The 23,870-nt window shown below is 62.7% G+C and carries 26 protein-coding genes; 15 read left to right on the top strand and 11 right to left on the bottom strand.

Annotation, left to right across the window (positions count from 1 at the left end):
- Positions 1–2: 2 nt before the first annotated feature.
- Together QP971_RS01240 and QP971_RS01235 are read right to left on the bottom strand one after the other, a co-directional pair.
- Entirely contained in the window at positions 3–539 is a 537-nt protein-coding gene (locus QP971_RS01240) for a ribonuclease FAU-1 family protein (protein WP_005323560.1), read from the bottom strand.
- Complete coding sequence (locus tag QP971_RS01235; protein ID WP_005327479.1) at positions 540–1,268, bottom strand: Rv1157c family protein; 729 nt, start codon at positions 1,266–1,268, stop codon at positions 540–542.
- A 273-nt stretch (positions 1,269–1,541) separates the two neighbouring features.
- Between QP971_RS01235 and typA the strand changes: the two genes are divergently transcribed.
- Positions 1,542–3,452: a translational GTPase TypA gene (gene typA, locus QP971_RS01230; protein ID WP_284766354.1), complete on the top strand. Its 1,911-nt coding sequence runs from the start codon at positions 1,542–1,544 to the stop codon at positions 3,450–3,452.
- Positions 3,453–3,463: 11 nt separating this feature from the next.
- Here typA and QP971_RS01225 read toward each other — a convergent pair whose 3' ends face one another.
- Positions 3,464–4,126, bottom strand: coding sequence for a GOLPH3/VPS74 family protein (locus QP971_RS01225; protein WP_284810615.1), 663 nt, complete (start codon positions 4,124–4,126; stop codon positions 3,464–3,466).
- Positions 4,127–4,215: 89 nt separating this feature from the next.
- On the opposite strand from QP971_RS01225, the gene QP971_RS01220 reads away from it, so the two are divergent.
- Genes QP971_RS01220 through QP971_RS01190 form a run of 7 tightly spaced genes read left to right on the top strand, consistent with a single transcriptional unit; the run spans position 4,216 to position 9,978 of the window.
- Positions 4,216–5,847 carry an ABC transporter family substrate-binding protein gene (locus QP971_RS01220; protein WP_284810614.1) on the top strand — a complete coding sequence of 544 codons (1,632 nt, stop codon included), beginning with the start codon at positions 4,216–4,218 and terminating at the stop codon, positions 5,845–5,847.
- Entirely contained in the window at positions 5,837–6,706 is an 870-nt protein-coding gene (locus QP971_RS01215) for a PIG-L family deacetylase (protein WP_225747162.1), read from the top strand. Before QP971_RS01220 ends, QP971_RS01215 begins: the two co-directional genes overlap by 11 nt.
- A complete protein-coding gene (locus QP971_RS01210; RefSeq protein WP_225747161.1) occupies positions 6,706–7,083 on the top strand; it encodes a hypothetical protein in 378 nt (125 codons plus the stop codon). Before QP971_RS01215 ends, QP971_RS01210 begins: the two co-directional genes overlap by 1 nt.
- Before the next feature lie 53 nt (positions 7,084–7,136).
- Entirely contained in the window at positions 7,137–7,460 is a 324-nt protein-coding gene (fdxA, locus tag QP971_RS01205) for a ferredoxin (protein WP_005327491.1), read from the top strand.
- Positions 7,461–7,463: 3 nt separating this feature from the next.
- Positions 7,464–8,552 (top strand): succinyldiaminopimelate transaminase, encoded by a 1,089-nt coding sequence (dapC, locus tag QP971_RS01200; RefSeq protein ID WP_284810612.1) that lies wholly within the window; start codon positions 7,464–7,466, stop codon positions 8,550–8,552.
- A complete protein-coding gene (locus tag QP971_RS01195; protein ID WP_284810611.1) occupies positions 8,509–9,384 on the top strand; it encodes a pseudouridine synthase in 876 nt (291 codons plus the stop codon). The genes dapC and QP971_RS01195 overlap by 44 nt, the downstream gene beginning before the upstream one ends.
- Before the next feature lie 30 nt (positions 9,385–9,414).
- Positions 9,415–9,978: a GtrA family protein gene (locus tag QP971_RS01190; protein WP_269953321.1), complete on the top strand. Its 564-nt coding sequence runs from the start codon at positions 9,415–9,417 to the stop codon at positions 9,976–9,978.
- A 305-nt stretch (positions 9,979–10,283) separates the two neighbouring features.
- On the opposite strand, the gene QP971_RS01185 is transcribed toward QP971_RS01190, so the two are convergent.
- The 6 genes from QP971_RS01185 to QP971_RS01160 form a co-directional block, all read right to left on the bottom strand.
- The gene (locus QP971_RS01185) at positions 10,284–10,766 is read right to left on the bottom strand and encodes a transcriptional regulator (RefSeq protein WP_284810609.1); all 483 of its coding nucleotides are present in this window, start codon (positions 10,764–10,766) and stop codon (positions 10,284–10,286) included.
- Positions 10,759–10,968, bottom strand: a complete 210-nt coding sequence (locus QP971_RS01180; protein ID WP_284810608.1) for a helix-turn-helix transcriptional regulator — start codon at positions 10,966–10,968, stop codon at positions 10,759–10,761. Before QP971_RS01180 ends, QP971_RS01185 begins: the two co-directional genes overlap by 8 nt.
- 54 nt (positions 10,969–11,022) lie before the next feature.
- On the bottom strand, positions 11,023–11,883 hold the full coding sequence (locus QP971_RS01175; RefSeq protein WP_284810607.1) for a type IV toxin-antitoxin system AbiEi family antitoxin domain-containing protein: 861 nt from the start codon (positions 11,881–11,883) through the stop codon (positions 11,023–11,025).
- Between the two features lie 352 nt (positions 11,884–12,235).
- A complete protein-coding gene (locus QP971_RS01170; RefSeq protein WP_349010343.1) occupies positions 12,236–13,567 on the bottom strand; it encodes an amino acid permease in 1,332 nt (443 codons plus the stop codon).
- A 99-nt stretch (positions 13,568–13,666) separates the two neighbouring features.
- On the bottom strand, positions 13,667–14,638 hold the full coding sequence (gene dapD / locus QP971_RS01165; RefSeq protein WP_284810604.1) for a 2,3,4,5-tetrahydropyridine-2,6-dicarboxylate N-succinyltransferase: 972 nt from the start codon (positions 14,636–14,638) through the stop codon (positions 13,667–13,669).
- A gap of 17 nt (positions 14,639–14,655) precedes the next feature.
- Positions 14,656–16,014: an amino acid permease gene (locus QP971_RS01160; RefSeq protein WP_284810602.1), complete on the bottom strand. Its 1,359-nt coding sequence runs from the start codon at positions 16,012–16,014 to the stop codon at positions 14,656–14,658.
- 89 nt (positions 16,015–16,103) lie between these two features.
- Here QP971_RS01160 and dapE point away from each other — a divergent pair, with 89 nt between their 5' ends.
- From dapE to QP971_RS01125, 7 genes are read left to right on the top strand one after another with little or no spacing between them, the layout of a single operon-like run.
- Positions 16,104–17,192 carry a succinyl-diaminopimelate desuccinylase gene (gene dapE / locus QP971_RS01155; protein ID WP_225747151.1) on the top strand — a complete coding sequence of 363 codons (1,089 nt, stop codon included), beginning with the start codon at positions 16,104–16,106 and terminating at the stop codon, positions 17,190–17,192.
- 3 nt (positions 17,193–17,195) lie between these two features.
- Positions 17,196–17,960, top strand: a complete 765-nt coding sequence (locus QP971_RS01150; RefSeq protein WP_239272849.1) for an LOG family protein — start codon at positions 17,196–17,198, stop codon at positions 17,958–17,960.
- A gap of 14 nt (positions 17,961–17,974) precedes the next feature.
- Entirely contained in the window at positions 17,975–18,787 is an 813-nt protein-coding gene (folP, locus tag QP971_RS01145) for a dihydropteroate synthase (RefSeq protein WP_284810646.1), read from the top strand.
- Complete coding sequence (locus tag QP971_RS01140; protein WP_284786599.1) at positions 18,784–19,506, top strand: glucosyl-3-phosphoglycerate synthase; 723 nt, start codon at positions 18,784–18,786, stop codon at positions 19,504–19,506. The genes folP and QP971_RS01140 overlap by 4 nt, the downstream gene beginning before the upstream one ends.
- Before the next feature lie 3 nt (positions 19,507–19,509).
- A complete protein-coding gene (locus QP971_RS01135) occupies positions 19,510–19,803 on the top strand; it encodes a DivIVA domain-containing protein (RefSeq protein WP_005327512.1) in 294 nt (97 codons plus the stop codon).
- 12 nt (positions 19,804–19,815) lie between these two features.
- Positions 19,816–19,983, top strand: a complete 168-nt coding sequence (locus QP971_RS01130; RefSeq protein WP_005323535.1) for a DUF3117 domain-containing protein — start codon at positions 19,816–19,818, stop codon at positions 19,981–19,983.
- Between the two features lie 9 nt (positions 19,984–19,992).
- A complete protein-coding gene (locus tag QP971_RS01125) occupies positions 19,993–20,859 on the top strand; it encodes a methyltransferase domain-containing protein (RefSeq protein WP_049377983.1) in 867 nt (288 codons plus the stop codon).
- 327 nt (positions 20,860–21,186) lie between these two features.
- Here QP971_RS01125 and QP971_RS01120 read toward each other — a convergent pair whose 3' ends face one another.
- Complete coding sequence (locus QP971_RS01120; RefSeq protein ID WP_284786601.1) at positions 21,187–22,629, bottom strand: GH32 C-terminal domain-containing protein; 1,443 nt, start codon at positions 22,627–22,629, stop codon at positions 21,187–21,189.
- A gap of 12 nt (positions 22,630–22,641) precedes the next feature.
- The gene (glgA, locus tag QP971_RS01115; protein WP_284810599.1) at positions 22,642–23,796 is read right to left on the bottom strand and encodes a glycogen synthase; all 1,155 of its coding nucleotides are present in this window, start codon (positions 23,794–23,796) and stop codon (positions 22,642–22,644) included.
- Between the last annotated feature and the right edge of the window lie 74 nt (positions 23,797–23,870).

The raw sequence follows: 23,870 nt of genomic DNA, 5'->3' as shown, positions 1-23,870 counted from the left end.
AATTATCCTTCTGGGGTTAAGGTGATGTTATCGGACCACGTTAAGTGTATCCCCTGATGCGCCAGCCAAGCCATCGCATCATCACCGCTGCGAGTAATGCCCTCGACCGCGGCAAGTGTGGTGTCGATCGCCTTCTCGGCGTCCTCGGCGGAAATCAAGCCGGCGGAGGTAGCGGCAGAGAGTTCATCAATATCGAGCACGGAAATGGGCTCGCCGCGCGTGGCAACCAGATCCACATAAAGGTCGCGGGTGGTCCACACCGCGCCATCGCGCTGGATTTCGGCCACATCAATATAAAAGTCCTGGTGGACGTCTACACCAGGGCGGAAATGGAAGATATTGGCGCGCAGGTTGAGATCGGGCAGCAGCCACGATTCCAGGTAGCCAAAGCGCGGGTGATCGGCGCCGCGAGCCATGTAGAGGCCGAAATCCGTCTCGGTGTACGTGTCGACCTCGCGCAGGAAACCCTTGGGGTCGGTATTGGTGTACTCGGCGGTATTAAAGGTCTCGCGCTTGACCGGATGGAGATCCGCCGGCATCTACTTCACCTCAAGGAAGGCGGCGGTGGGGGCAAAATTGCAGCGGGATTCCTGGGTGTTTACGCCGCCAGAAAGCAGTGCGATGACGGTGCCCTTGCCAGTCTGGGCGGTGCCGGACAAGGTGGTAGGGCCGTCTTGATTGATGCCGTTGTTATTCAGTGGGGTGACGCCGCTGCGCAGGGTGTCAAGGTTGAACCACTGCACGTTCATCCCGCCTTGTTCGCGTGCGGCCGGTGGGGTGCCGAGGGCGGTGAAGAGGAAGACGGTTTCGCCAGGCTTTGCTCCCGGTGCTGGCATTTCGGTGGGGCCAGGAACAGCGATGGCCGAGCCCATGGCATCGCTGGTGCCGCCAATGCAGTGTGCGGAAACTGTGGGCCAGTAGAACTGGCGGAAGTTCGGGTTATTGCCCTCTGGCATGGCTACGCCGCCCTTGCCATTGCCGCCGCCGGCGAAGAATGCGAGGCCCGACAAGATGGCGTTGCGAACATCCTCGGGAATCCAAGGTTGTGCCGCAAAAGCGCGGATGCGGTCCTGGGTTTCCTGATTGGGGCGGCCGAGCTCGTCCAGCGGGCTATGGGAGGATGCCTGCTGCACCAAGGAAGAAAGATCCGGTGCGGAAGCCTGCGCTGGGGCGACGAGGGGAGAGGCGAGGCCAATGAGCGCGGCCGTGGCAGCGGCGATATAACCGGTGCGGCTGGACAGGCGCCAGGTGGTGCGGGCGTGGCTCACGTTATCAATTCCTTGGGTGCGGTCTCGGGAAGGGGTTTAACCCCAGGTGTCACATTTGTAACAATTTTACCTACAGTAACGATAGTGATGCTTATGGGAGTGTCAAGTGCATTCGCAATCTATAAGATTTTTCGCCCGTTCTATACGGTGCGTTACGGGGTAAAGCCATCCCCAATGCTGCACTTGGCCCTTTAAGGGGGTATCGTGGGAGCTCGTTCAAGATCAATTTCGCGCGCGCAAGCGCCGTAGATCCTCCGAAGGAGAACCCCACTAGTGAGTAATACCGAGTTCCGTAATGTTGCCATCGTCGCGCACGTTGACCATGGCAAGACCACCCTGGTCAACGGCATGCTGGAGCAGTCCGGCGCCTTTGGTGACCACGGTGAACACACGGACCGCGTCATGGACTCCAATGATCAGGAGCGCGAGCGCGGCATTACCATTCTGGCCAAGAACACGGCCATTCACCGCAAGGGCCTGGGCAAGGATGGCCAGGACCTGATTATTAACGTTATCGACACCCCGGGCCACGCCGACTTCGGTGGTGAGGTCGAGCGCGGTATTTCCATGGTGGATGGCGTTGTCTTGCTCGTCGATGCCTCCGAGGGTCCGCTGCCGCAGACCCGCTTCGTGCTTACCAAGGCGCTGGAAGCCAAGCTGCCGGTTATTATCTGCGTGAACAAGACTGACCGCCCGGATGCCCGCATCGACGAGGTTGTCTCCGAGTCCCAGGACCTGCTGCTGGAAATCGCCGCTGGCCTGGAAGACGAGGAAGCTGCGGCCGCCGCCGAGGAGCTGCTGGACCTGCCGGTTCTCTACGCTTCCGGCCGCGCCGGCGTTGCCTCCACCGAAAACCCAGGCGATGGCAACGTCCCTGAGGGCGAGGATCTGCAGCCGCTTTTCGACGTCATCTACAACGTCCTCCCAGAGCCTTCCGCTACCGTCGACGCCCCGCTGCAGGCGCACGTGACCAACCTGGACGCCTCCGACTTCCTGGGCCGAATCGCGCTGCTGCGCATCTACGCCGGCCGCATCAAGAAGGGCCAGCAGGTGGCCTGGATCCACTACGACGAGGATGGCAACCAGCACACCAAGACCGTGAAGGTCGCCGAGCTGCTGCGCACCGTCGGCTTCGAGCGTCAGCCGGCCGAGGAAGCCATCGCCGGAGACATCGTGGCGATCTCCGGCATTTCTGACGTCATGATTGGTGACACCATCGCCGATCCGGAGCACCCTGAGGCCCTGCCGCGCATCACCGTGGACGAGCCGGCCATCTCCATGACCATCGGCGTGAACACCTCCCCGATGGCAGGCCAGGGCGGCGGCGATAAGCTCACCGCACGTATGGTCAAGGCCCGTCTGGAGCAGGAACTTATCGGTAACGTTTCCCTGCGCGTGCTGCCTACCGAGCGTCCCGATGCTTGGGAGGTCCAGGGCCGTGGTGAGATGGCGCTGTCCGTGCTCATCGAGTCCATGCGTCGCGAGGGCTTTGAGCTGACCATCGGCAAGCCGCAGGTTGTGACCAAGGAAATCGACGGCAAGACCTACGAGCCATACGAGATCCTCACCATTGACGCCCCGTCCGAGCACCAGGGTGCTATCACCCAGCTGCTGGCCTCCCGCAAGGGCCAGATGCAGGCCATGGACGTGCGCGAAGGCGACTGGGTACGCATGATCTTCCGTGTTCCTGCCCGCGGCCTCATCGGCTTCCGCACCCAGTTCATGACGGAGACCCGCGGTGCCGGCATCGCTAACTCCATCTCTGACGGCCTGGATGTCTGGGCCGGCGAGATCAAGTCCCGCCCAACCGGTTCCCTGGTAGCTGACCGCACCGGCCAGATCACCCAGTACGCGCTGATGCAGCTGGCTGACCGCGGCAACTTCTTCGTCGAGCCGGGCGCCGAGGCTTATGAGGGAATGGTCGTTGGTGCCAATAACCGCGATGAGGATATTGACATCAACATCACCAAGGAAAAGAAGCTGACCAATATGCGCTCCGCCACCGCGGATGCCACGGTCACCCTTGCTAAGGCACACACCCTTTCCCTGGAAGAGGCGCTGGAGTTCTGTGGCAACGACGAGTGCGTCGAGGTCGCCCCGGACGTTCTGCGCGTGCGCAAGGTGGAGCTTTCCGCTACCGACCGCAAGCGTGCTGCTGCTCGCGCGAAGCAGATGAATAAGTAATAAGCCGCACCCTAGGTGGTGGTGATTGCCGCTGACGTGGCCACCATCGCCGCAACCGCTGCCGCCTCCTCAACTACGGCCTTGACCGCAGAGGAGGCGGTTTTGTCATACTCGACCTCTTTCTTGATCTCCTGAATGCGTGCCCGCATCTCGCGGCGCTTCATTCCCTCCGCATCGTTTTTCAGCAGGGTATAGGCACCGCTGACCTCGCGGAGGATATCCAGGATGATGACGTCATTGACCGTGGCTGGTCGCTGCGCCTCCAGGACTGCAACCAACCGTTCGCGCAGTTCCTTTTCCAGCTCTAGGTCCGTCATGATGTAGCGGTCGCCGCTTATCTGCCACCACTTGGCCTTTTCCACATCGAGCTGTCCATTCGCGTGGAAATCCAAGGCGATGATTTCCCGCGGGGTAAACCACGAAGCCTCCAAGAGGCTCTGCATGCTGGTGGCCTTGTGCTGCTGCAGCTCTTCCCAAGCCCATGCCAAGACGGGGTGCTCCGGGCGCTGTGGAGTAGTCTCTACCTTCTTTTTCTCACCGAGCTCTACGTGCCCGCCCAGTAGCAGGTCCGCGAGTACGGTGGCGCGCAGAGCGGCCTCATTATTGGACACCCAGTCTTCCTTCTTGCCGTTGTCCTTGGTCAGTAGAAGAAACATTTCTTGGCAGATGAGCATTGGGGTCTCCTTAATAGTTGCGGTCTGTGGCCAAGTCTAGCGCCAAAAATCTTCGTTTCGGCGGGGTAGAGGGACTAAAGTAGTCCGCGATGAAAAAGAATCCGGCTTCACCAAGGCGCGCGGCGTCGGCAATCGCAGCGGTACTCAGCACCGCCAGCATTGCAATACTTAGCGCCTGCGCGGCTAACCCCGGCCCACCACCGGTGGTGGAGGACAATGCCTCCGCGCTGCAAGAAGAGCAGACCACGACCACGGCTACCCCGGAAGAAGAGCAGCCGCAGGATGCCGACTCCGCCAAGCGCCCCACCATCTCGGTGGGTGTGGACCCTCTGCGTGCGGGATTGAACCCGCACTTGGTGGCCAATAACTCCGAGCTGGTCGACCAGATTGCAGAACTAGTTCTTCCCTCGGCGTTCCACCACGGGCAAAGGGACGCCGATATCCTCGAATCCGCCTCTGAGGTCACCGCGCCTAAGGGCGTGGCGCAGCGAGTGCGCTACGTCATTGCCTCGCCCGCGCAATGGTCCGATGGCACACCCATTTCCGGCGCGGACTTTAGCTACCTGTGGAAGCAGATGACCACCACCGCTGGTGTGCGCGATCCCGCCGGCTACCACGCCATATCGGCCGTCAATACCTCCGATGGCGGCCGCGTAGTAACCGTGGACTTTTCCCAGAAGGTGAAAGATTGGCACTTGCTTTTCCACAATTTGTTGCCTTCCCACCTGCTGCAGGACGATAACTTTGGCTCTGCTTTAGCCGATAAGATTCCGGCATCGGCCGGGCGCTTCCTCGTCGATAGCGTGGACCGCAGCCGCGGAGTTATTACCTTGAACCGAAACGACCGCTTCTGGGGCGCTAATCCGGCCCAGGTGGACGTCATTCAGCTGCGCGAGGTACGCGATAGCACCCAGGCGCTCAATATGCTGCGCTCCGGGCAGATTGGTTTCGCGGACTTTACCCCGGATCAAACCTCACAGGAGGCACTGAGCCTTTTAGGGCATGTGTCCGATAAAGCACTGACCCGCCCGCGCCAACTGCGCCTGCATATGTCCACCGCGGTTGGAGCATTAGAAGAAAGGGCAGCGCGCCGCGGATTGGCCTCGCTGATTGATACGGACCAGGTCGCGCGCTTGGCCACCGGCCGCGCATCCAACCTTGAACCGGGGAATAACCCTATAAGTAAGGACACGGATCTCACTGCGCTGCGCACCCGCGCTAGTAAGAAGCCGATTCGCTTTGCGGTAGACCCCACCAGCCCCACCGCCTTGGCAGCGGCCAATACGCTTTATGACGTCCTCGAAGCCCACGGGATCACCGCCGAGGTGGTGTCCGAGCGCCTGACCACGATCACCTCCAAGCTCCTGCCCGAAGGCGAGGTGGATGCGGTAGTGACCTGGGAGGATATCTCCCTGAACTCGGTGTCCGCGGCGAATATCTTCAGCTGCGATGACAAACAGCCGCTCGCCGGCGACCTGTCTGGAATCTGTCCGGAGAACGCGGATGAGATTCGCGAGGAGATTTTGTCCGGCGCCATGAGCCCGAAGGAAGCGCTCGGACGCATTCGAGATGTGAACTCTAAGGAGGCCCTCTACGTGCCTTTGGTGGATGAGACGCGTATCCACGCGCTCGGGCAGGGTATTGTAGGCCCCGGCCAGAGCATTGATGATTGGGACGAGGGTCTTATCACCGCGCCCCGCTGGAGGATAGATGAAGACTAAGGACTTAACCGGCTACCGCGTGGTGGCAGTGCACGCCCACCCGGATGATGAAACCCTCTTTATGGGTGGCACCCTGGCCACTCTAGCCGCACGCGGCGCCGAAGTTTCCGTCATTACGCTTACCTTGGGCGAGGATGGCGAGGTCATCGGCGAGCCTTACCAAGGCCTGGCCGATCATGATCAGCTCGGCGGTTTCCGCGCCCGCGAATTGGCCAATGCCCTCGATGCGCTGGGCGTCAAGGGAGTTCAATTGGGCGGATTCGGACATTTCCGCGACTCTGGCATGGCGGGTTCTCCCTCGCACGATAACCCCCGTGCGTTGGTCAATCGCATCGAGGAGGCCGCCGAGTTTCTCAGCGACGAGCTCGAAGCCATCCAGCCCCACGCCATCCTCACCTACGGGCCCGATGGCGGCTACGGGCACCCGGACCACATTGCGGTGCATGAGGCGGTGATGAAGGCGGCTGCGCCAAGCACGCGCATTTGGTACGGCATTTTTGAACGCGCCGCCAACTATGCCGGCTTGGACACCCTGGATGCGCCGGCCGGGTGGACCAAGCCCAGCCAGGAGTACCTAGACAATTTCACCAACGAGGGCGCCGATGTCACCGTCGCTCTTTCCGACGCCGCCCTTGACGCCAAGCGCTGCGCCATGCGCGCCCACGCCTCCCAAATCTGGGTGGCCGATGGCTCCACCACCCGCACCAACCCCGAGGCCGCCGTGGCCGCGCTGCACGAACCCGAGCAGGTGCCCGGGGCCTATGGACTATCCAATCTGCTGGTCATGCCCCTGCTGCGCGCCGAGTACTTCCAGCTGGGACAGGGTGAGCCGGCCGATGACCTGCTGGGCGGCCTGTAATGCGCACGGATTTTAGTCGCGGCGAGCAGGTCACCGGCCTAGTGTGGCTGGCCATCGGCGCGTTGCTATCGGTCTTCCTCGAGGTCATCTACCTCACCGCGCGAATTCCGCTATCCAATGGGGCGAGCGTGGCCTTTCCCATCACCATCCTGCTTGCGTGGTGGTTTAATTCCGTGCTTACCCGCACTGCCCGGCTATGGAGTCCCGCGCCGGCGGTCGGCGCCATCCCGCTCATCGTCTGGTGCCTGGGCTTTTTCGCCTTCATGCTCCTCGTACCGATGACAGGAGACATGCTCTTGGCCAATAATATTCTCAGCCTGCTCCTGCTTTTGGCCGGGATAGGCGGGGGCGTTTGGCCATTTTTCAAGCAGAAGTGACATACTATTAATCACCCCAAATCCGAGAAATCAGGAAGCTTCAAGGAATCTCCATGACTTATACGATCGCACAGCCTTGCGTTGACGTAATGGACCGCGGCTGCGTTGAGGAATGCCCTGTTGACTGCATCTACGAGGGCAAGCGCATGCTCTACATCCACCCGGATGAGTGCGTGGACTGCGGCGCCTGCGAGCCGGCTTGCCCGGTCGAGGCCATCTTCTACGAGGATGACGTTCCCGATGAGTGGCTGGACTACAACGACGCCAACGCCGCTTTCTTCGATGACTTGGGCTCCCCAGGCGGCGCGGCGGCCCTTGGGCCGCAGGACTTTGACGTCCCGATGATTGCCGCGCTTCCGCCACAGAATCAGGAGTAGAACATGGCACGCACACCGCTAGGAAAGACGCTTCCAGACTTCCCCTGGGATTCGCTGGCCGGCGCCAAGAAGAAGGCCCAGGCCCACCCGGGTGGAATCGTTGACCTCTCGGTGGGCAACCCCGTTGACCCTGTATCCCCAGGCGTGCAGCTTGCGTTGACCGCAGCCGCGCAGAACTCTGGTTACCCGCAAACCGCCGGCACCCCGGAGCTGCGCGAAGCCATCGCCGCCGCGCTCACTCGCCGCTATAACATGCAGGTGGACCGCGTACTGCCGGTGGTCGGCACCAAAGAGGCCATCGCCTGGCTGCCCACGCTTCTGGGAATGCGCGGCGAGACCGTCGCCTTCCCCTCGGTGGCCTATCCCACCTACGAGGTGGGCGCCCTGCTCGCCGGCGCCACGCCGCTGCGCGCGGATTCCGATTTCCAAGACGCCTCCCTGGTCTTTTTGAATTCGCCGTCCAATCCCACCGGCCGTGTGCTCGGCGTGGAGGAGCTGCGCCGCATCGTGGCGTGGGCGCGCGAGACCGGCGCCATCATCGCCTCCGATGAGTGCTATATGAGCTTGGGATGGAATGACGATAACCCGCCGGTATCCATCCTCGATCCGCGCGTGACCGATGGCGATAACACCGGGCTCATCGCCATGCATTCGCTGTCCAAGACCGCGAATATGGCCTCTTACCGCGCCGGCTTCTTCGCGGGCGATAATGACCTCATTGCTGAGCTGCTCCAGCTGCGCAAGCACGCGGGTCTCATCGTTCCAGGTCCCATCCAGGCCGCCATGGTTGCCGCGCTCAACGACGACGACACCGAAGCCCTCCAGCGCAACCGCTACGCCTCCCGCCGTGCGGTGCTCATGCACGCGCTTGTCGACGCCGGCTTTACCATCGACCACTCCGATGCCGGCCTGTACCTGTGGGCCACCCGGGGCGAGAACTGCCGCGAGACCATCGACTGGCTTGCAGAGCGTGGCATCCTCGCGGCCCCCGGTGACTTCTACGGTCCGGCCGGCGAGAAGCATGTGCGCATCGGCCTCAATGGCACCGATGAGCGCATCGATGCCGCCGTGGACCGCCTCGCCGGTGCCTAATTCCGGGAGGCCTCCCGCCCGCGCGGGCATTTCCCCGCGCAAAACGGTTCTGCGCGGCCGCGTGCCAGAGGAAGGGGAGTACTTCGCCGCCCGTGCCGGCGACTCTCCCTTTTCGCCCGGCACCGCGCTGCCGCCCGGCGCCGCACTCCCGCACCCCGTGCCCGCCTGGTACCACCCTGCGGTGCCACCGGAGCGCCCGATTCCTTTCGACTACTCCGTGGTCCACGCCGACCGCGACCTCATCGTGGTCGATAAGCCGCACTTCCTGCCCACGACCACCAACGGCCGCCTCCAGCGCGAAACGCTGCAAACCCGCCTGCGCGTAGATTTTGGCGAAGACGACATCGTACCTCTGCACCGCCTGGATCGCCTGACCGCTGGCCTCGTTATCTGCTCCCGCAATCCCGAAACCCGCGCCGCCTACCAGCGCATCTTCCTGGAGGGGAGTGCGGTGAAGAGGTATCGGGGCATCGTCAAGCAACCGCTTTTCGTGGACCGGGAAATTGCCCTGCGTATGCGCAAGCCCCGCGGGTCGCGCCAAGTGCTCGTGGCCCCCGAAGGTACACTGACCTCCACGTATGTGCGCGCCGCCGGCCGGGAGGTGACCATGTGGCCGCGCACCGGCCATACCCACCAACTGCGCGTGCTGCTCAATCACCTCGGCCACCCGCTGCTCGGCGACGATACCTATCCCACCCCGCGCAAGCTCGACCTCTATGACTTCCGAACCCCGCTCGCCCTGCTCCACGAGGCTATAACTTTTATAGATCCTCTATCACATTCCGAGCGGCAATTTTTCAGTTCCCAGGCTTTAAGAACTACAATCGAGTAGTTATTTAATCACTGGCTAGAAAGGCGGCCCATGGCAGACCTCAGCGTGGCGCGCTTTGTGTCCAATTTTGGGCAGTTTCTCAAATTCGGCATCGTCGGCGGTTCGGGAACCCTAGTGAACTTGGTTGCCTCAGTCATCGCCAAAAAATGCGGCTGGGCGTTCTTCGAAGCGATGCCCAATGACCCGCTGGTCAACCTCTTCGGAACCCAATTTCACCTGCGCTGGTTCATGCTGTATTCCACCATCGCTTTCTTGGTCGCGAATACGTGGAACTACCAACTCAACCGCATGTGGACCTTCAAATCCGTAACTAAGGTTTCCTGGCTGCGCGGCTTCTTCCCGTTCCTACTTACCGGACTCGGGGCATTCCTCGTTTCCATTGCTATCCAGCACTTTTTAATGAATCCCACCTCTCCGCTGCATCTGCCGGCCGATATTCTGGATGATTCCACCGGCCTGCGCACTATGTATTACTGGGCAAATGCGATTTCTATCATCGTGGCGATGCCTATCAACTTCGTTATTAACAAGTTGTGGACCTTCCGCTCGGAGCCGAAGGCGACTCAGGTCGTCCACGAAACTGAACCTGCCTAGCCAGATCCGGGGCCGGCCTCACCCGCCTTGCTCCGAACCGCCCCAATTCCCCAACACCCTTTGGCTCCATCGCCCTTCGCGCTCACCAGCGCACGGCGATGGGGCTTTTTCTTGCTGCCGGTGAGCGCGAAGGGAGCGTCGGTAAGCAAAGCTCCCGTAGCGGTCACCGGCATGCCTTCGACGACGGTGGGTGAGCCTCTCGGTGAGCGTGAAGGGGCGGTACCTCCCCACGCGCTCACTGGGGCAGAAAACGCGGGAACCCGCCGTCCGCGGTGAGCGCGAAGGGCGGGGTGAGGGCCGAGAGGTTAGTCTTCGAGCTCGGCATCCAGGCGAGCCTGGTCGCGGCGGTGCTGGCGGCGACGGATGAAGGGGGTGAGGATTAGTACGGTGATTGCACCGACGGCGGTGCCGAGGAGGTAAGAGGCGGGGTTGTGGCCGTCGGCAGGCGCGTAGGCGTTATAGGCAATGCCGACGAACATGGCGATGAGCGGGATGAAGTAGACGGCCATTGCGGTCCAATTTCGGCCCACCGGTGGGGTGGCGACGCGTTGGCGCATCCACGCGGTGCCGATCGTGTTGCCGAGGATGGACGGTATGAGCGCGAGGAAGCACAGCATGCTCATGCGGCCGGGGAGAACCCAGGCGAGGATTGCGGCAACGACGAGCTCGAGGAATGGGATGAGAGTGATGCCAATTGCGCAGGCTTTGTAGAGCGTGTCGCGTTCGAATTCATCGCGAGTCGTGCGCTCGATTTCATTGAGGGAGTAGTTGGCAATGGCGTTAATCATGTTGTTCAGCTCCAAAGATTTCTTCGACGGTTTTTCCTAGTTCGTGGCAAATGTCCAGCGCGAGGTGCACGGAAGGGGAGTAATTGCCCCGTTCGATATTGGCGATGGTCTGGCGGGAGACGCCGGCTTTTTCAGCGAGCTCGGCTTGTGATAATTCGAGCCAGCGGCGCCATTTGCGGACCATGTTGGGGTGGTCGACCATCTGGACTCCTTTACTTTATGTCTTTCTTACATGTCTTAATGTAAAGTATAATTGTCATTGGGGCAAATGTCTCACACATAGATGCCACTTCCAATAAGGCTGAGCTGCTGAGGTTGGAAGCTCAGGGTTGCGGCCTTTTAGCACCTCAAGAGTGGCTTTGATAAGCAGGATGGCTTCACTGAGGTGGTAGTTGATGTCGTCGGCAGTAAAGCGCAAGACCGTATATCCGTGGGCGACGGCCGCGTTTTGTTTGGACCGGTCAGCTTGAAAGGCCACGCTGTGTTTGTGGTATTCCCAGCCATCGACTTCCACAAGGAGCCTTCCAATCCTGAGATCAAAGCGGTACCCCGCAATGAGAGCATTGTGTTCTGGGAGAATACCTTCAGTGCGCAGCTTTCTGCTTAAAGTGCGCTCCGGTGGGCTGTCCGCTCCAATCGCAGCGTGTCGAATAGTCTCTTTTAGGCTTCTTGGGACACGCCGCATTCGCCGATGGTCTTTTTCTAGACGGCCGGGTCCGTGCTTTCCCCGGTAATGTTCTTCCAGAAGAGGCCTGCACGCACGCGAAATCTTACGCGCGGCCCACAGCGGTTGCACCACGGGTAGGCCGTTGACTTTGTGCGTAGCCCGAAGCCGCGAGTGCGAAACGCGAAAGCTCTTCCCTTTCAAAGTGCGCGGTCCCTCCGCTTCCAAAGGAAACGTCAGCTGCCGGCCGAGGTAAATCTCCTGCGCCGTCTTTCCCGTGAAGTGGATGCGGCTGAGCCCATGCGCCAGCGCCCGCGCCACCGCCCAGGGCGTCCATTCATCGGTATAAATCCCCCGATGCACGCGAAAGAGCTTCCCCTCGCGTACCTTGCGACGAATCGCATCCTTGCTCAAACCTTGCCCGCGTAGTTCCGCGGTAGTCCATTCCCCCATGGGACTTAACCTAAGCAGTCGTGTTGGGCTGGAGCTATGCGCGTCGCAGCATCCTGTGGATAACCCGGGGTTAGGGGGCGATTTTCCGCTGCGTGGTCCGGATAGCTGTGGATAACTGCCCTTCGCGCTCACCGGCGGCCCCGGGTGGGCCTGATCTGTGCTCCCCCGTGAGCGCGGCGGGAGGGGTGTGGGCAGAGCTCGCCCTTGGCGCTCACCAGGTGATGAAAAAGAGAGACCCCGCCTTGTGCCGGTGAGCGCGAAGGGCGGGGAGTGGCCAAAGGCGGGGTGTGCAAGGGCGGGGCGTGGCCGAGGGTGGAGGGAAGGGGCGAGGTGAGCCCCTGGGATAAGGGGGCTAGGTCAGAGGCAGCGTCGAGGTCGGGTTGATGCCGCGAACTTTGGAATTGATGACGCCGGCGATGGCGAGCACCGCGAACATGGCGGCGGCGGAGAGGAGTTGGGTTCGGGCGGTAGCGTCGGTAAGCATGAGCACCGCGATGGCCGCAAAGAGGGCGAGGGCGAACCAGGTGAGGTAGGGGAAGGCCCACATGCGGATGGGGAGGGGATGGAGGGCCTCGAGTTGGCGGCGCAGGCGCAGTTGGCTGACGGCGATGAAAACCCAGACGATGAGCAGGGAGGCGCCGGCGGCGTTGAGCATGAAAGTAAGGAGCCAGCCGGTATCGGCGTAGTTGAGCACCACCATGACGGCCGAGAGGAGGACGGACAGGCCGATGGCGGTGGTGGGAACGCCGTCCTTATTGGTGGTGGTGAAGATGCGCGGGGCCTCGCCGCGGGAGGCTAGGGAGTGCATCATGCGGGAGGACGCGTAAATCTGAGAGTTGAAGGCGGAGAGCAGCGCGAGGACGATGACAACTTCCATGATGCCGGCCGCGCCCGGGATGCCGGCGCGTTCGAGAACCATGGTGAAGGGGGATTCCGCGGCCGAGGAAGCACCGCCCAGGATGGAATAGGGCAAGAGGAACGTGATGACCAGGACAGAGCCCAGGTAGAACACGGAGATGCGCAAGATGGTAGAGCGTACGGCGTTGACCAGGGACTTCTCTGGGTCCTCGGATTCGGCAGAGGCGATGGCAACCACCTCGATGCCGCCGAAGGCGAAGGCTACTGCGAGCAGGCCGGCCGCGACGCCGCCGAGACCGTTGGGCATAAAGCCGTCCTCTAGGAAGACGGAGGTGCCGATGAAGGAATGGCCGGGCAGGAGACCCAGGATGAGCAGCGCGCCGATGATGAGGAAGGCCACGATGACAACGACCTTGATGAGGGCGAACCAGTACTCGAATTCGCCGAAGCTGCGCACGCGCAGCAGGTTGACGATGCCGAAGAGGACCACGCACATGGCGGCGGGGATCCACGGCGAGACGTTGAACCATGAGCCGATGAAGCCGGCCGCGCCGGTGATTTCGGCGCCGAGCACGGCGACGGTGGCTAGCCAATAGATCCAGCCCTGGGTAAAGCCCGCCCAGCGGCCGATGCCGTGTTCGGCGTATTCGGAAAAGGAGCCGGAGGCGGGGATAACGGTGCCCATCTCGCCCAGCATCTGCATCACCAAAATGGCCAGAAAGCCAGCGATGACGTAGGCAAGGAGCACGGCGGGACCGGCGGCGGAAATGCCGACGCCGGTGCCCAAGAAAAGCCCGGCACCGATGGTGGAGCCTAGCCCCATCATGGTCAGGTGGCGGACCTTCAGGCCAGAACCGAGGGTGGAGGAGTTATCAGTCACCCCTCCATCTTATTTTGCCCGATTGGGCTATAGGAATCGGGGGTGTTAATTCTTGTGCAGCTCGTCGTTAAGCGCGACGGCCTCGGCCTTCCACTCAACGGCCTCAACCGCACCGGAGACGGAGTTGCGGCGCAGCAGCATGCCGGAGGCACCGGAGAGCTGGGAGCCCTTGACGTTCTCGCCATTGTCGACGCCCAGCGCTTCCGCGACCTTGCCAAAGACGGTTACCTTGGTGCCGGCGGTGACGTAGAGGCCGGCTTCGACCACGGCGTCGTCGCCAAGCGAAATGCCAATGCCGGAGTTGGCGCCGAGGAGGCACCGCTCGCCAATGGAAATGACCTCCTTGCCGCCGCCGGATAGGGTGCCCATGATGGACGCGCCGCCGCCGATATCGGAGCCATCGCCCACGACGACGCCCGCGGAGATGCGGCCCTCCACCATGGAGGCACCCAGGGTGCCGGCGTTGAAGTTGACGAAGCCCTCGTGCATAACGGTAGTGCCCTCAGCCAGGTGGGCGCCCAGGCGCACTCGGTCTGCGTCACCAATGCGGACGCCGGACGGTACAACGTAGTCCACCATGCGGGGGAATTTGTCCACGGAGTAGACAACGACCGGGCCGCGGGAGGCCAAGCGGCCGCGCACCATCTGGAAATCGGATACGGCGCACGGACCGTAGTTGGTCCAGACCACATTATTGAGGTGGCCGAAGATGCCATCCATATTCAGGCCGTGCGGCTTGACCGCGCGGTGGGACAGGAGGTGCAAGCGCAGGTAAGCATCGTAGGTATCGACGGGGGCGTCATCCAGATCCTTGATGGAGGTCTCAACGGCAACGCGGGCCACGCCACGCTCCTCGTCCGGGCCCGCCAGCGCGGAGAACTGCTGGGGAACCTCCTCCAAGCGCTTGGTTTCGGTGGTCTCTACGTTCTTATCGGTGTGTACGGCCGGAAACCATACGTCCAAGACGGTGCCGTCATGGGTAATGGTTGCTAGGCCGCGTGCGGATGCAGAAGTCATGCCCGCTAGCTTAGCAACTACTTCCGCGCCCCCGCGCGCTGGCCGGTGGGAAGCACAAAGGACAAGATAACGAGCACCGCAGCCAGGATGAGCACCGAGATGACCTGGTTGCGCGCGGCCGGATCAAAGAGCATCAGCAGGGTCAGTCCGGCCAGGGCGGCGGCCGTAACCCACGGAAGCCAGGGGAAGCCGGGTACGTGGATCTCGGTCAGCTCGCCGTTCTTGCGCAGCACGGGGTGCAACTTGATAAAGGACGCGACGATGAAGGCCCAGATGACTAGCAAGCACCCTCCGACCGCGTTGAAGAGGAATGCCAGAAGCCCCGGCGGGTTCCAGAACTGCAGGCCCACCGAAGCGAAGGCGAAGACCATGGACAACATGACTGCGTTGATGGGGGATCCGGCGCGGTTTTGCTTGAGGAAGAATCCCGGGGCGCAGTGGTCCTTGGCCATATCAAAGACCAAGCGAGAGGTGGCGTAAATCTGCGCGTTGAAGGCAGACAGCAGTGCTAGGGCGATAATCGCTTCCATGAAGCCGGCCGCGAAGGGAATCTTGGCGGCCGCTAGCACCAGGGTGAAGGGGGAATCGGCCGCGACATCGGCGTCCTGGATGGAGCTAAACGGCAGCGCCATGGTGATCACCACGATGGAGCCGATGTAAAAAATCATGATGCGCACGATGATGGCGCGCACCGCGGTGGCGACGTTATGCGCCGGATCCTCGGACTCGGCGGCCGCGATGGTCACCAGCTCGATGCCGCCGAAGGCAAAGGCGACGGCCAGCAATCCGGCGGCGAAGCCCGGCATGCCATTAGGCAGGAAATTATCGGTGAAATTGGTACCGGCCAAGGAGACATCCATGCCCGGCAGGATGCCCAGCGCCATGAGTGCGCCGATGACTAGGAAGGCGACGATGACTCCGACCTTGATGATGGCGAACCAGAACTCGAACTCACCAAAACCGCCCACGGCCGCGAAGTTGACCACCGCGAAGAAGGCCACGGCAATAAGCGCTGGAATCCACGGGGCAATATCGAACCAGTTGGAAATGATGGCGGCCGCGCCGGTGATTTCGGCGCCCATGACCATGATCAGCATGAACCAGTAAATCCACCCCATGGTAAAGCGCGCCCAGTGACCGAAGGCCTGGCCGGCGTAGGTGGAAAATGACCCCAAAGAGGGGCGGGCGGCTGCCATTTCACCAAGCATCCACATCACCAGTGCGATGAGCGCGCCGGCTACGGCATAGGAGATGAGGACGGAGGTGCCGGAAATCTGGATGCCGAGGCCCACGCCGAGGAAGAGGCCTGCGCCCACGGCGGAGCCAAGGCCCATCATCGTGAGATGACGGGATTTCAATTGAGTGGCTTCGGCCATTGTTATCACCTTAGGGAGGACGAATTATTTGCAGTGAAGTGAACTTTACACAATGCGGTGAGCTGCGCGGAGCGCTAGCATGGCGCTTTGTGACTTTAGATCTATATGCAGACCCCATCGAACTAACCAAGGCGCTCGTGGATATTCCGAGCCCCTCCCACCATGAGGAGGCCATCGCAGACGCCATCGAAGAAGCGCTGCGCGGATTGGACGTCGAGGTTGCCCGCTACGGAAATACCGTGTGCGCCCGCACGAACCGCGGACTAGATTCCCGCGTGGTGCTCGCCGGCCACATCGATACCGTTCCGTTGGCAGAAAATGTACCGCATCACATGGAAACCTCTGAAGACGGGGTAGAGATTATGTGGGGCTGCGGCACTGTGGACATGAAGTCCGGCATGGCCGTCTACCTCAATGCCTTTGCCCAGCTGCACGAAGCGGACGAGCTCAAGCATGACCTCACCGTCATCGCCTACGAGGGCGAAGAAGTAGCCACTGAATTTAATGGTTTGGGCCACCTGCAAAAAGACCACCCGGAGTGGCTCGAGGGCGACTTCGCGCTGCTGGGCGAGCCCTCCGGTGCCATGGTGGAGGCCGGTTGCCAGGGCTCCATCCGCCTGCGCGTTACCGCCCATGGCACCCGCGCGCACTCGGCCCGCGCCTGGCTCGGCTCCAACGCAGCGCACAAGCTTGCGCCCATTATGAGCCGCATCGCTACCTATGAGTCCCGCGATGTCACCATCGATGGCTGCACCTACCGCGAGGGCCTCAACATCGTCCACCTCGAGTCCGGCGTGGCCACCAATACGCTGCCGGATGAGGCATGGATGTTTGTAAACTTCCGCTTCGCGCCGGACCGCACGAGCGACGAGGCGCTGGACTACATGAAGTCCATTATCGGCGAGGAAGAAGACGTCACCATCGAGATCGATGACATCGCACCGGCCGCCCAGCCCGGTTTGGGCCAGCCAGCGGCCAAGGCGCTTATCGACGCCGTTGGGGGCAACGTCCGCGCCAAGTATGGCTGGACCGACGTCGCCCGCTTCTCCGAAATGGGCACCCCGGCAGTAAACTTTGGCGCTGGTGACCCTGGGTTTGCGCATAAGAAGGACGAACAGGTCCCCACCGCGCAGATCACCGAAGTATCCACCGCCCTCCTGAACTACCTGAAGGGATAGACCATGACCCCTGAGCAGATGCGTACCCTGCGCGGCCCGATGTTGCTGCGTACCGAAGGCGAGCAGGCCTCCACCTTTGACCAGCGGCTCTTGGAGTCCGGCGCGGACCATGAGTGGCAGCATGCTGATCCGTGGCGCGTCCTGCGCATCCAAGGCGAGTTCGTCGCTGGCTTCGATGCGCTTTCCAAGCTGCCGAAGGCCGTTACTGTCTTCGGCTCCGCGCGCACTACACCGGAAGATGCGAGCTACCAGTTGGGCGTGGATGTTGGCCGCAAGCTGGCCGAGCACTCCTATGCCGTCATCACCGGCGGCGGCCCCGGCATTATGGAGGCGGCCAACCGCGGCGCCCATGAGGCCGGCGGGCTCTCCGTGGGCCTGGGCATCGAGCTGCCCCACGAGCAGGGGCTTAACGAGTATGTGGATCTGGGCCTGAATTTCCGCTACTTCTTTGCGCGCAAGACGATGTTCTTGAAGTATTCGCAGGCCTTCATTTGCCTACCTGGTGGCATGGGCACGATGGATGAGTTCTTCGAGGTCATGTGCATGGTGCAGACCGGCAAGGTGACCAATTACCCCATCGTGCTCATGGGCACTGAGTACTGGTCCGGCCTGCTGGAATGGATGGACAACACGCTCGCGGCCAGCGGCTATATCAACGAGGGCGACCGGGAGCTTTTCCTGCTTACCGACGACCCCGATGAGGCCCTCTCCCACATCATCCAGCGCCACCAAGTCATGAGCGATAAGCGCATCAGGGAGCCGCGTTGAGCCTCGCGCGTGTGATGGCGATTGTCAATCGCACCCCGGATTCCTTCTATGACAACGGCGCAACCTTTGACCTTGACCCAGCGCTGCGCCGCTGCGATGAGGTGATTGCGGCCGGTGCGTCAATCGTCGATATTGGTGGCGTGAAGGCTGGCCCCGGCAAAGCCGTGGGCGCGGCGGAGGAAATCGACCGCGTGGTGCCGATCATCGAGAAGGTGCACGAGCGCCACCCGGATGTGCTCATCTCCGTCGATACCTGGCGCAGCGAGGTGGCAGAGGCCGCCATCGCAGCCGGCGCCGGCCTAGTCAATGACACGTGGGCCGGCTGGGATCCCGAGCTCATCGAGGTCGCCGGCCACCACCGTGTGGGCTACGTGTGTTCGCACACCGGCGGCATCACCCCGCGCACCAGGCCGCATCGCGTTCACTTCGACGACGTGGTGGCCGATGTCATCGCGGAAACCACCCAACTGGCTGAGCGCGCCGCCACCCTCGGCTGCCCGGAGGAACTGACCTTCATCGATCCGACGCATGACTTTGGCAAGAACACCTTCCACGGGCTCGAGCTTCTGCAGCGTATCGACGAGGTCGTGGCCACCGGTTGGCCGGTGCTCATGGCGCTATCCAATAAGGACTTCGTAGGCGAGACGCTCGACCGCGGGGTAGGCGAGCGCGTGGCCGGCACTCTGGCCGCCACCGCGTGGTCCGCCGCCCGCGGCGTGGCCGCCTTCCGCGTGCACGAGGTGGCCGAGACCGCCGATGTCATCCGCATGACCGCCGCCATCCAAGGCGAGGTCGCCCCGCTAGCAACCACGCGAGGCCTTGCATGAGCGTCTCCGTTATCATTCCAGCGCTCAACGAGGAGGGCACCGTCGCAGACGTCGTGCGCGCCTGCCTGGCCGATGAACCGCTCGAGGTGCTCGTCATCGACGCCGACTCCACCGACGCCACCGCCTCCCGCGCTGCCGTCGCCGGAGCGGATGTGCGCAATTGGCGCGATATCCTCCCTGAGGAACCGCGACCCGGTAAGGGCGAATCCCTCTGGCGCGGGGTTGCCGCGGCGAAGGGAGACATCGTCGTCTTTGTCGACGCCGACCTCGAATCCGCCGCACCCGGCATGGTCTCGGCCTTGGCTGCGCCCTTCGCTGACCCCGCGGTGGAGATGGTCAAAGCCCGCTACCGTCGCAGCCTCAACGGCCAGCCCACCGGCGGCGGCCGCGTGACTGAACTGACTGCCAAGCCGCTCATCAAGCAGTTCTTTCCCGAGCTGGCCCACATCGATCAGCCCCTCGGAGGCGAATACGCCCTGCGCCGCGCCACCGCCCTAGAACTGCCCTTCGTGGAGGGGTATGGGGTGGAAGCGGGGCTAATGGTGGACGTCGGCAAGCGGGGCATAGTCGCGCAGGTGGACCTGGGCACGCGGGTGCACCGTAACCGGCCGCTGCACGAGCTGGCGCCGATGGCCGAGGTAGTCGCGCGCACGCTGCTCGCCCGCGCCGGGGTCCTCGCGCCCGTTGCTCAACGCCCGCCGCTAAAAGGTAAGGTTTAAGCCATGCTGTCTTGGATTATGCTCCTTCTCGTCCTGATCGCCCTGACCGTCATCGGTACCTGGGTTTGGGGCTCCATTTTTGGCCGCGGCGAGGTCATGCATCCGCTCGACGAGCCGCAGAAGGTGCGGGAAAATAACCGCGCCGCCCTCCGTGAAGGCCGCCTTGACCAGGTAAAATTTGAGGTTGTTCCCCGTGGATACCGCCAGGATCAGGTGGACGATCTTCTCGCGCAATTGGAGGAACAACTATCTTCCGCGCAGAAAAGGTCTAAGCTGGAAGGAAAAGAAGTTAACTAAAGGAGACTCACTATGGCAGCAATGAAGCCGCGCACCACGGGCGGAGAAATGGAAGCAGTAGAGGAGTCCCGCAAAATTGTAATGCGCATCCCCTCGGATGGCGGCGGACGCATCGTCATTGAGCTGAGCAAGGACGAAGCCGCCGAGCTCGGTTCCCTGTTGACCGAGGTTTCTAGCTAGTCTAGGTACATGCTTTCTCATATCGTCGACATTCTGGCCGATCCCAACGATGGCACCGCGCTTTCTGGTGCCGATGATTTCTCTCGACTCGTCTCGGAATCCGGCCACTCTTTTGATGTGGCCAAGCAGGGCTATGTCACCCTTGCCGCCGGCGCTGGGCTCAAGCACAAGGGCGATGACATGGATATGGTCAACGCCCGTGAGACCTATCTGGCCATGGGCCACTTCGCGCCCTTCGTTGAGGCGGTAACCGGGGCCGTCCAGGACGCACTGGATTCCGCCTCCTTGGCCGAGTCCAAGCCCGCCTCCCTCCTCGAGGTGGGCGCCGGCACCGGCTACTACCTGGCCCATACTCTGGACTCCATCGCGGAGGCCCGCGGCGTCGGCCTCGACATTTCCCCGCACGCCGCGAAACACTTGGCCAAGTGCCACCCGCGCGTCGGCGCCGTCGTGGCCGATGTATGGGAGCGCCTGCCCATCCGGGATGAGTCCGTCGACGCAATCTCCGTCGTCTTCGCCCCGCGCAATCCCGCCGAATTCCAACGCGTGCTCGCCCCGGGCGGCCAGGTCATCGTCTTGACGCCCGGCGCTGGACACCTGGATGAGCTGCGCGAGCCGCTCGGCATCCTCGGCGTGGAAGAAGGCAAGGTCGAGCGCATGTATGAGCAGGCCGAGGGCTTCCTCGAGCAGGCGGCCGACCCGGTCGATATCTCGTTCCCCATCGAGCTTGATAAGGCCTCCGTCGCAGCTCAGGTGGGCATGAGCCCGTCCGCGCGCCACATCAGCGCCGGCGAACTCGCCGAGCGCATGGCCGCGCTGCCCCCGACGCTCACGGTCACCGCCCGCGCCCGCTTGGATCGCCTCCGCGCCGTCTAGCTCCCGGTCGGCCACAGCCACCTCCACCGCCCTTCGCGCTCACCGGAAGCGCGTGGGGCGGTTCTTTTCGTCTCCCCAGTGACCGCGAGGGGAGGTTTCCCCCCTTGCCGCTCACCGGCACACGCTTTCCGGCGTCCCAGCATCTTCCCGTGAGCGCGAAGGACGCGTGTGAGGGAGCGAGGGGAGACGCGGCCCAGCGGAGTGAGGCCGAAAACGCGCAATCCCGCCCTTGCCGCTCACTGAGGGGAGCGGAACCGCGGTGGGCGGCTGCGCCGGTGAGCGCGAAGGGCGGGGGTGAGGAGGGGGCGGTGTGGCGAGCCTGGAGGATTAAAGCTTGGAGCCGGAGCGCTGCCAGTCCTGCTCGATGACGGCATCGCCGGAGGTCTCGACTCGCAGGCCGGAGCAGCCACCCTCGAAGTAGACGCGGGATGCCATGGCGATGAGGCCACCGTCGACGAAAACCTCGACTGTGGAGCCGTCTTGGATGATGGTGAGGGTATCGGAATCGCCTTCGGCAAGCGTGGCCGTGGCGGGCTCGGAATCGGCGAAACAGTGGTCGAAGGCCTTGTTCATGGAGCGATCGAGGCTGATGTCATCGCCGGAGTGGCAGATGGTGGCGGCGGGGTCACCGGCGCCGTCGAGAAGCGTGACCGTTACGCAGGAACCGGAAGGGACCTCCATGACGCCGGTCCAGGAACGGGCGTAATCGGAGAGCTTGACGGCATCGGGCAGGCCGCGGGCGGGTGCTTGATAGAGGACGCCTCCTTCGAGGGTGACCCGGCGAGGCAGGGAGAGGGCATTGGCCCAGCCTTCGGCCTCCCAGGAGGCGTGTGCGGTGGCATCATCGCCGCGGCCGTTGCCGTTGAGGAGACCGACGATGACGGCGCGCTCGTAGCGCTGCTCCGGGGTGAGCGTGCCGGTGGTGGTGTTGGTACTGCGTGGGCGGGAGAAATCGTGGCCGAAGTCTACGCGGCGGAAGCCGGAGACCACGGTAAAGGTGGTGCCCTCCAGCCGGCCGACGAGGTAGCCGGAGACGTCGCGGCCGCCGCGCTCCAAGGTGACAAAGAGGACGTCGTAGATATTGCCGTCAACCTCATCGCGCAGTCGGACTAGCCGCGGGGAGACGACCGGCGGAATGGGCGAGGTAGCGGGGACCTCGCCCTTTAGGAAGCCAGGGTCACCGTCGAACTTGAGGCTGCCGCGCAGACGCCAAGACACGCCGTCGGTGGATTCGAGGATGACGGGAACCGGGGCGTCGGAGTGGCCGGTGAGCGCGAGCATGAGCCAGCCGTCGTGGCCGTTATCGCGGTCCTCGGAGGCCCAATCGGGCACCACGCAGGGGGAGCGGAAGTGATCGAAGTTGCGGGTATTGCCTACGACCTCGCCAAAACGGACGACATTGGGGTCGAGGGCCTGGGGGTCATCGGAGACCTCGCAGATCTCGTCCACGTCAGCGTAGCGGGCGAGGTGAACGGCGATTCCGGCGGCGGTCACGGAGGTGAAGTAGAGATGGATATCTTCCGGGCCTTGGGCTACGGATCCTGCGCGCAGGGAGAGCTCGCCGCCGACGGGGGCGAGGACATCGTCGCAGTCCAACCAGTCAAAGGGAGACTCTTCGGAGTAGGTGTGTCCCCAGCGCGCAGGGGAGTCTGCGGTGGGGCGGTACTGGTAGAACAGGTGCCAGGTATCGCCGTCGCGCAGGATACCAGCGGGGGCGTCGAGGACGCCGTCTTCAGGGACAAAATGCAGTTCGGGGCGGTGAGTTGTCACGGCTATCCTTCCTTAAATCAAGCTGCGGTAGATATCGACGGTCTGGGCGGCAATCGTAGCCCAAGAGAAATCGCGAATGGCGCGCTCGCGGCCGGCGCGGCCAAATTCCGCGGCGCGCTCTTTATCGGCGGCGACGTCATTGACGGCGGCAGCGAGGTCGGCTTCGAAGGCAGCGGTATCGGCGGCGTCGTAAGGCACCAGTACGCCGGTCTCGCCATCGACCACAACCTCCGGAATGCCGCCTACGTTGGAGGCGACAACGGCCGTGCCGCAGGCCATAGCTTCTAGGTTGACGATGCCGAGCGGCTCGTAGATAGACGGGCAGACAAACACATCCGCGCCGGAGTAAATCTGCTGGACCTCGTTGCGCGGGAGCATGTCCTTGACCCAGAAAATACCATCGCGCTGGGGGCGTAGCTCTTCTACCAGCGCCTCGGTCTCCGCCGCGATTTCGGGCGTATCGGGCGCGCCGGCGCACAGCACCAGCTGGATATCCGGGTCGAACTTCCGCACTGCCTGCAGCAGGTGCTTCACGCCTTTTTGCCGGGTAATGCGGCCAACGAAGGCGGCGATGGGGCGTTGCTTATCGACGCCCAGCTTGTCCAACACATCTCCCTCTCGCGGCTGCCACAGGTCGGTGTCGATGCCGTTGAGGACAACGTGGACCTTGGAGGCGTCGATGCGCGGGTAGGCATCCAGGATGGAGTCCTTCATGCCAGCAGAGACAGCGATGACGGCGTCGGCATATTCCATGGCGTTCTTCTCGGACCACGAGGAGACGTCATAGCCGCCGCCGAGCTGCTCGCGCTTCCATGGGCGGTGTGGCTCCAGGGAGTGGGCGGTGACTACGTGCGGAATATCGTATAGCTGGGCGGAGAGGTGGCCGGCAAGGCCCGTGTACCACGTGTGCGAATGGGCGATGTCGATATCGGAGGCGGCATCGGCCATGCGAAGCCCGGTAGACAAGGTCTTGAGCGCCCCATTGGCACCCTCGAGTGCGGGGTCCACGCCGTGCACAAAAACGTCCTTTTCTTCGCGCGGGGAGCCCATGCAGTGCACGGAGACATCGATGATATCGCGCATAAAACGGGTGAGTTCAGCTACGTGAACTCCGGCCCCGCCGTAGATTTCCGGCGGGTATTCTTTGGAAAAGATTCCGGCTCTCATACCCACCCAGAATACGTATCTCTGGTACCGTGTGCAGAAATAAGGGATGGGGGTAGAAATGTGCATATTTCTGC

Source organism: Corynebacterium marquesiae (assembly GCF_030229635.1).
Taxonomy (GTDB): Bacteria; Actinomycetota; Actinomycetes; order Mycobacteriales; family Mycobacteriaceae; genus Corynebacterium; species Corynebacterium marquesiae.
Note: the sequence above shows the minus strand (reverse complement) of the source record. Positions and strands in the feature narration are given on the sequence as shown.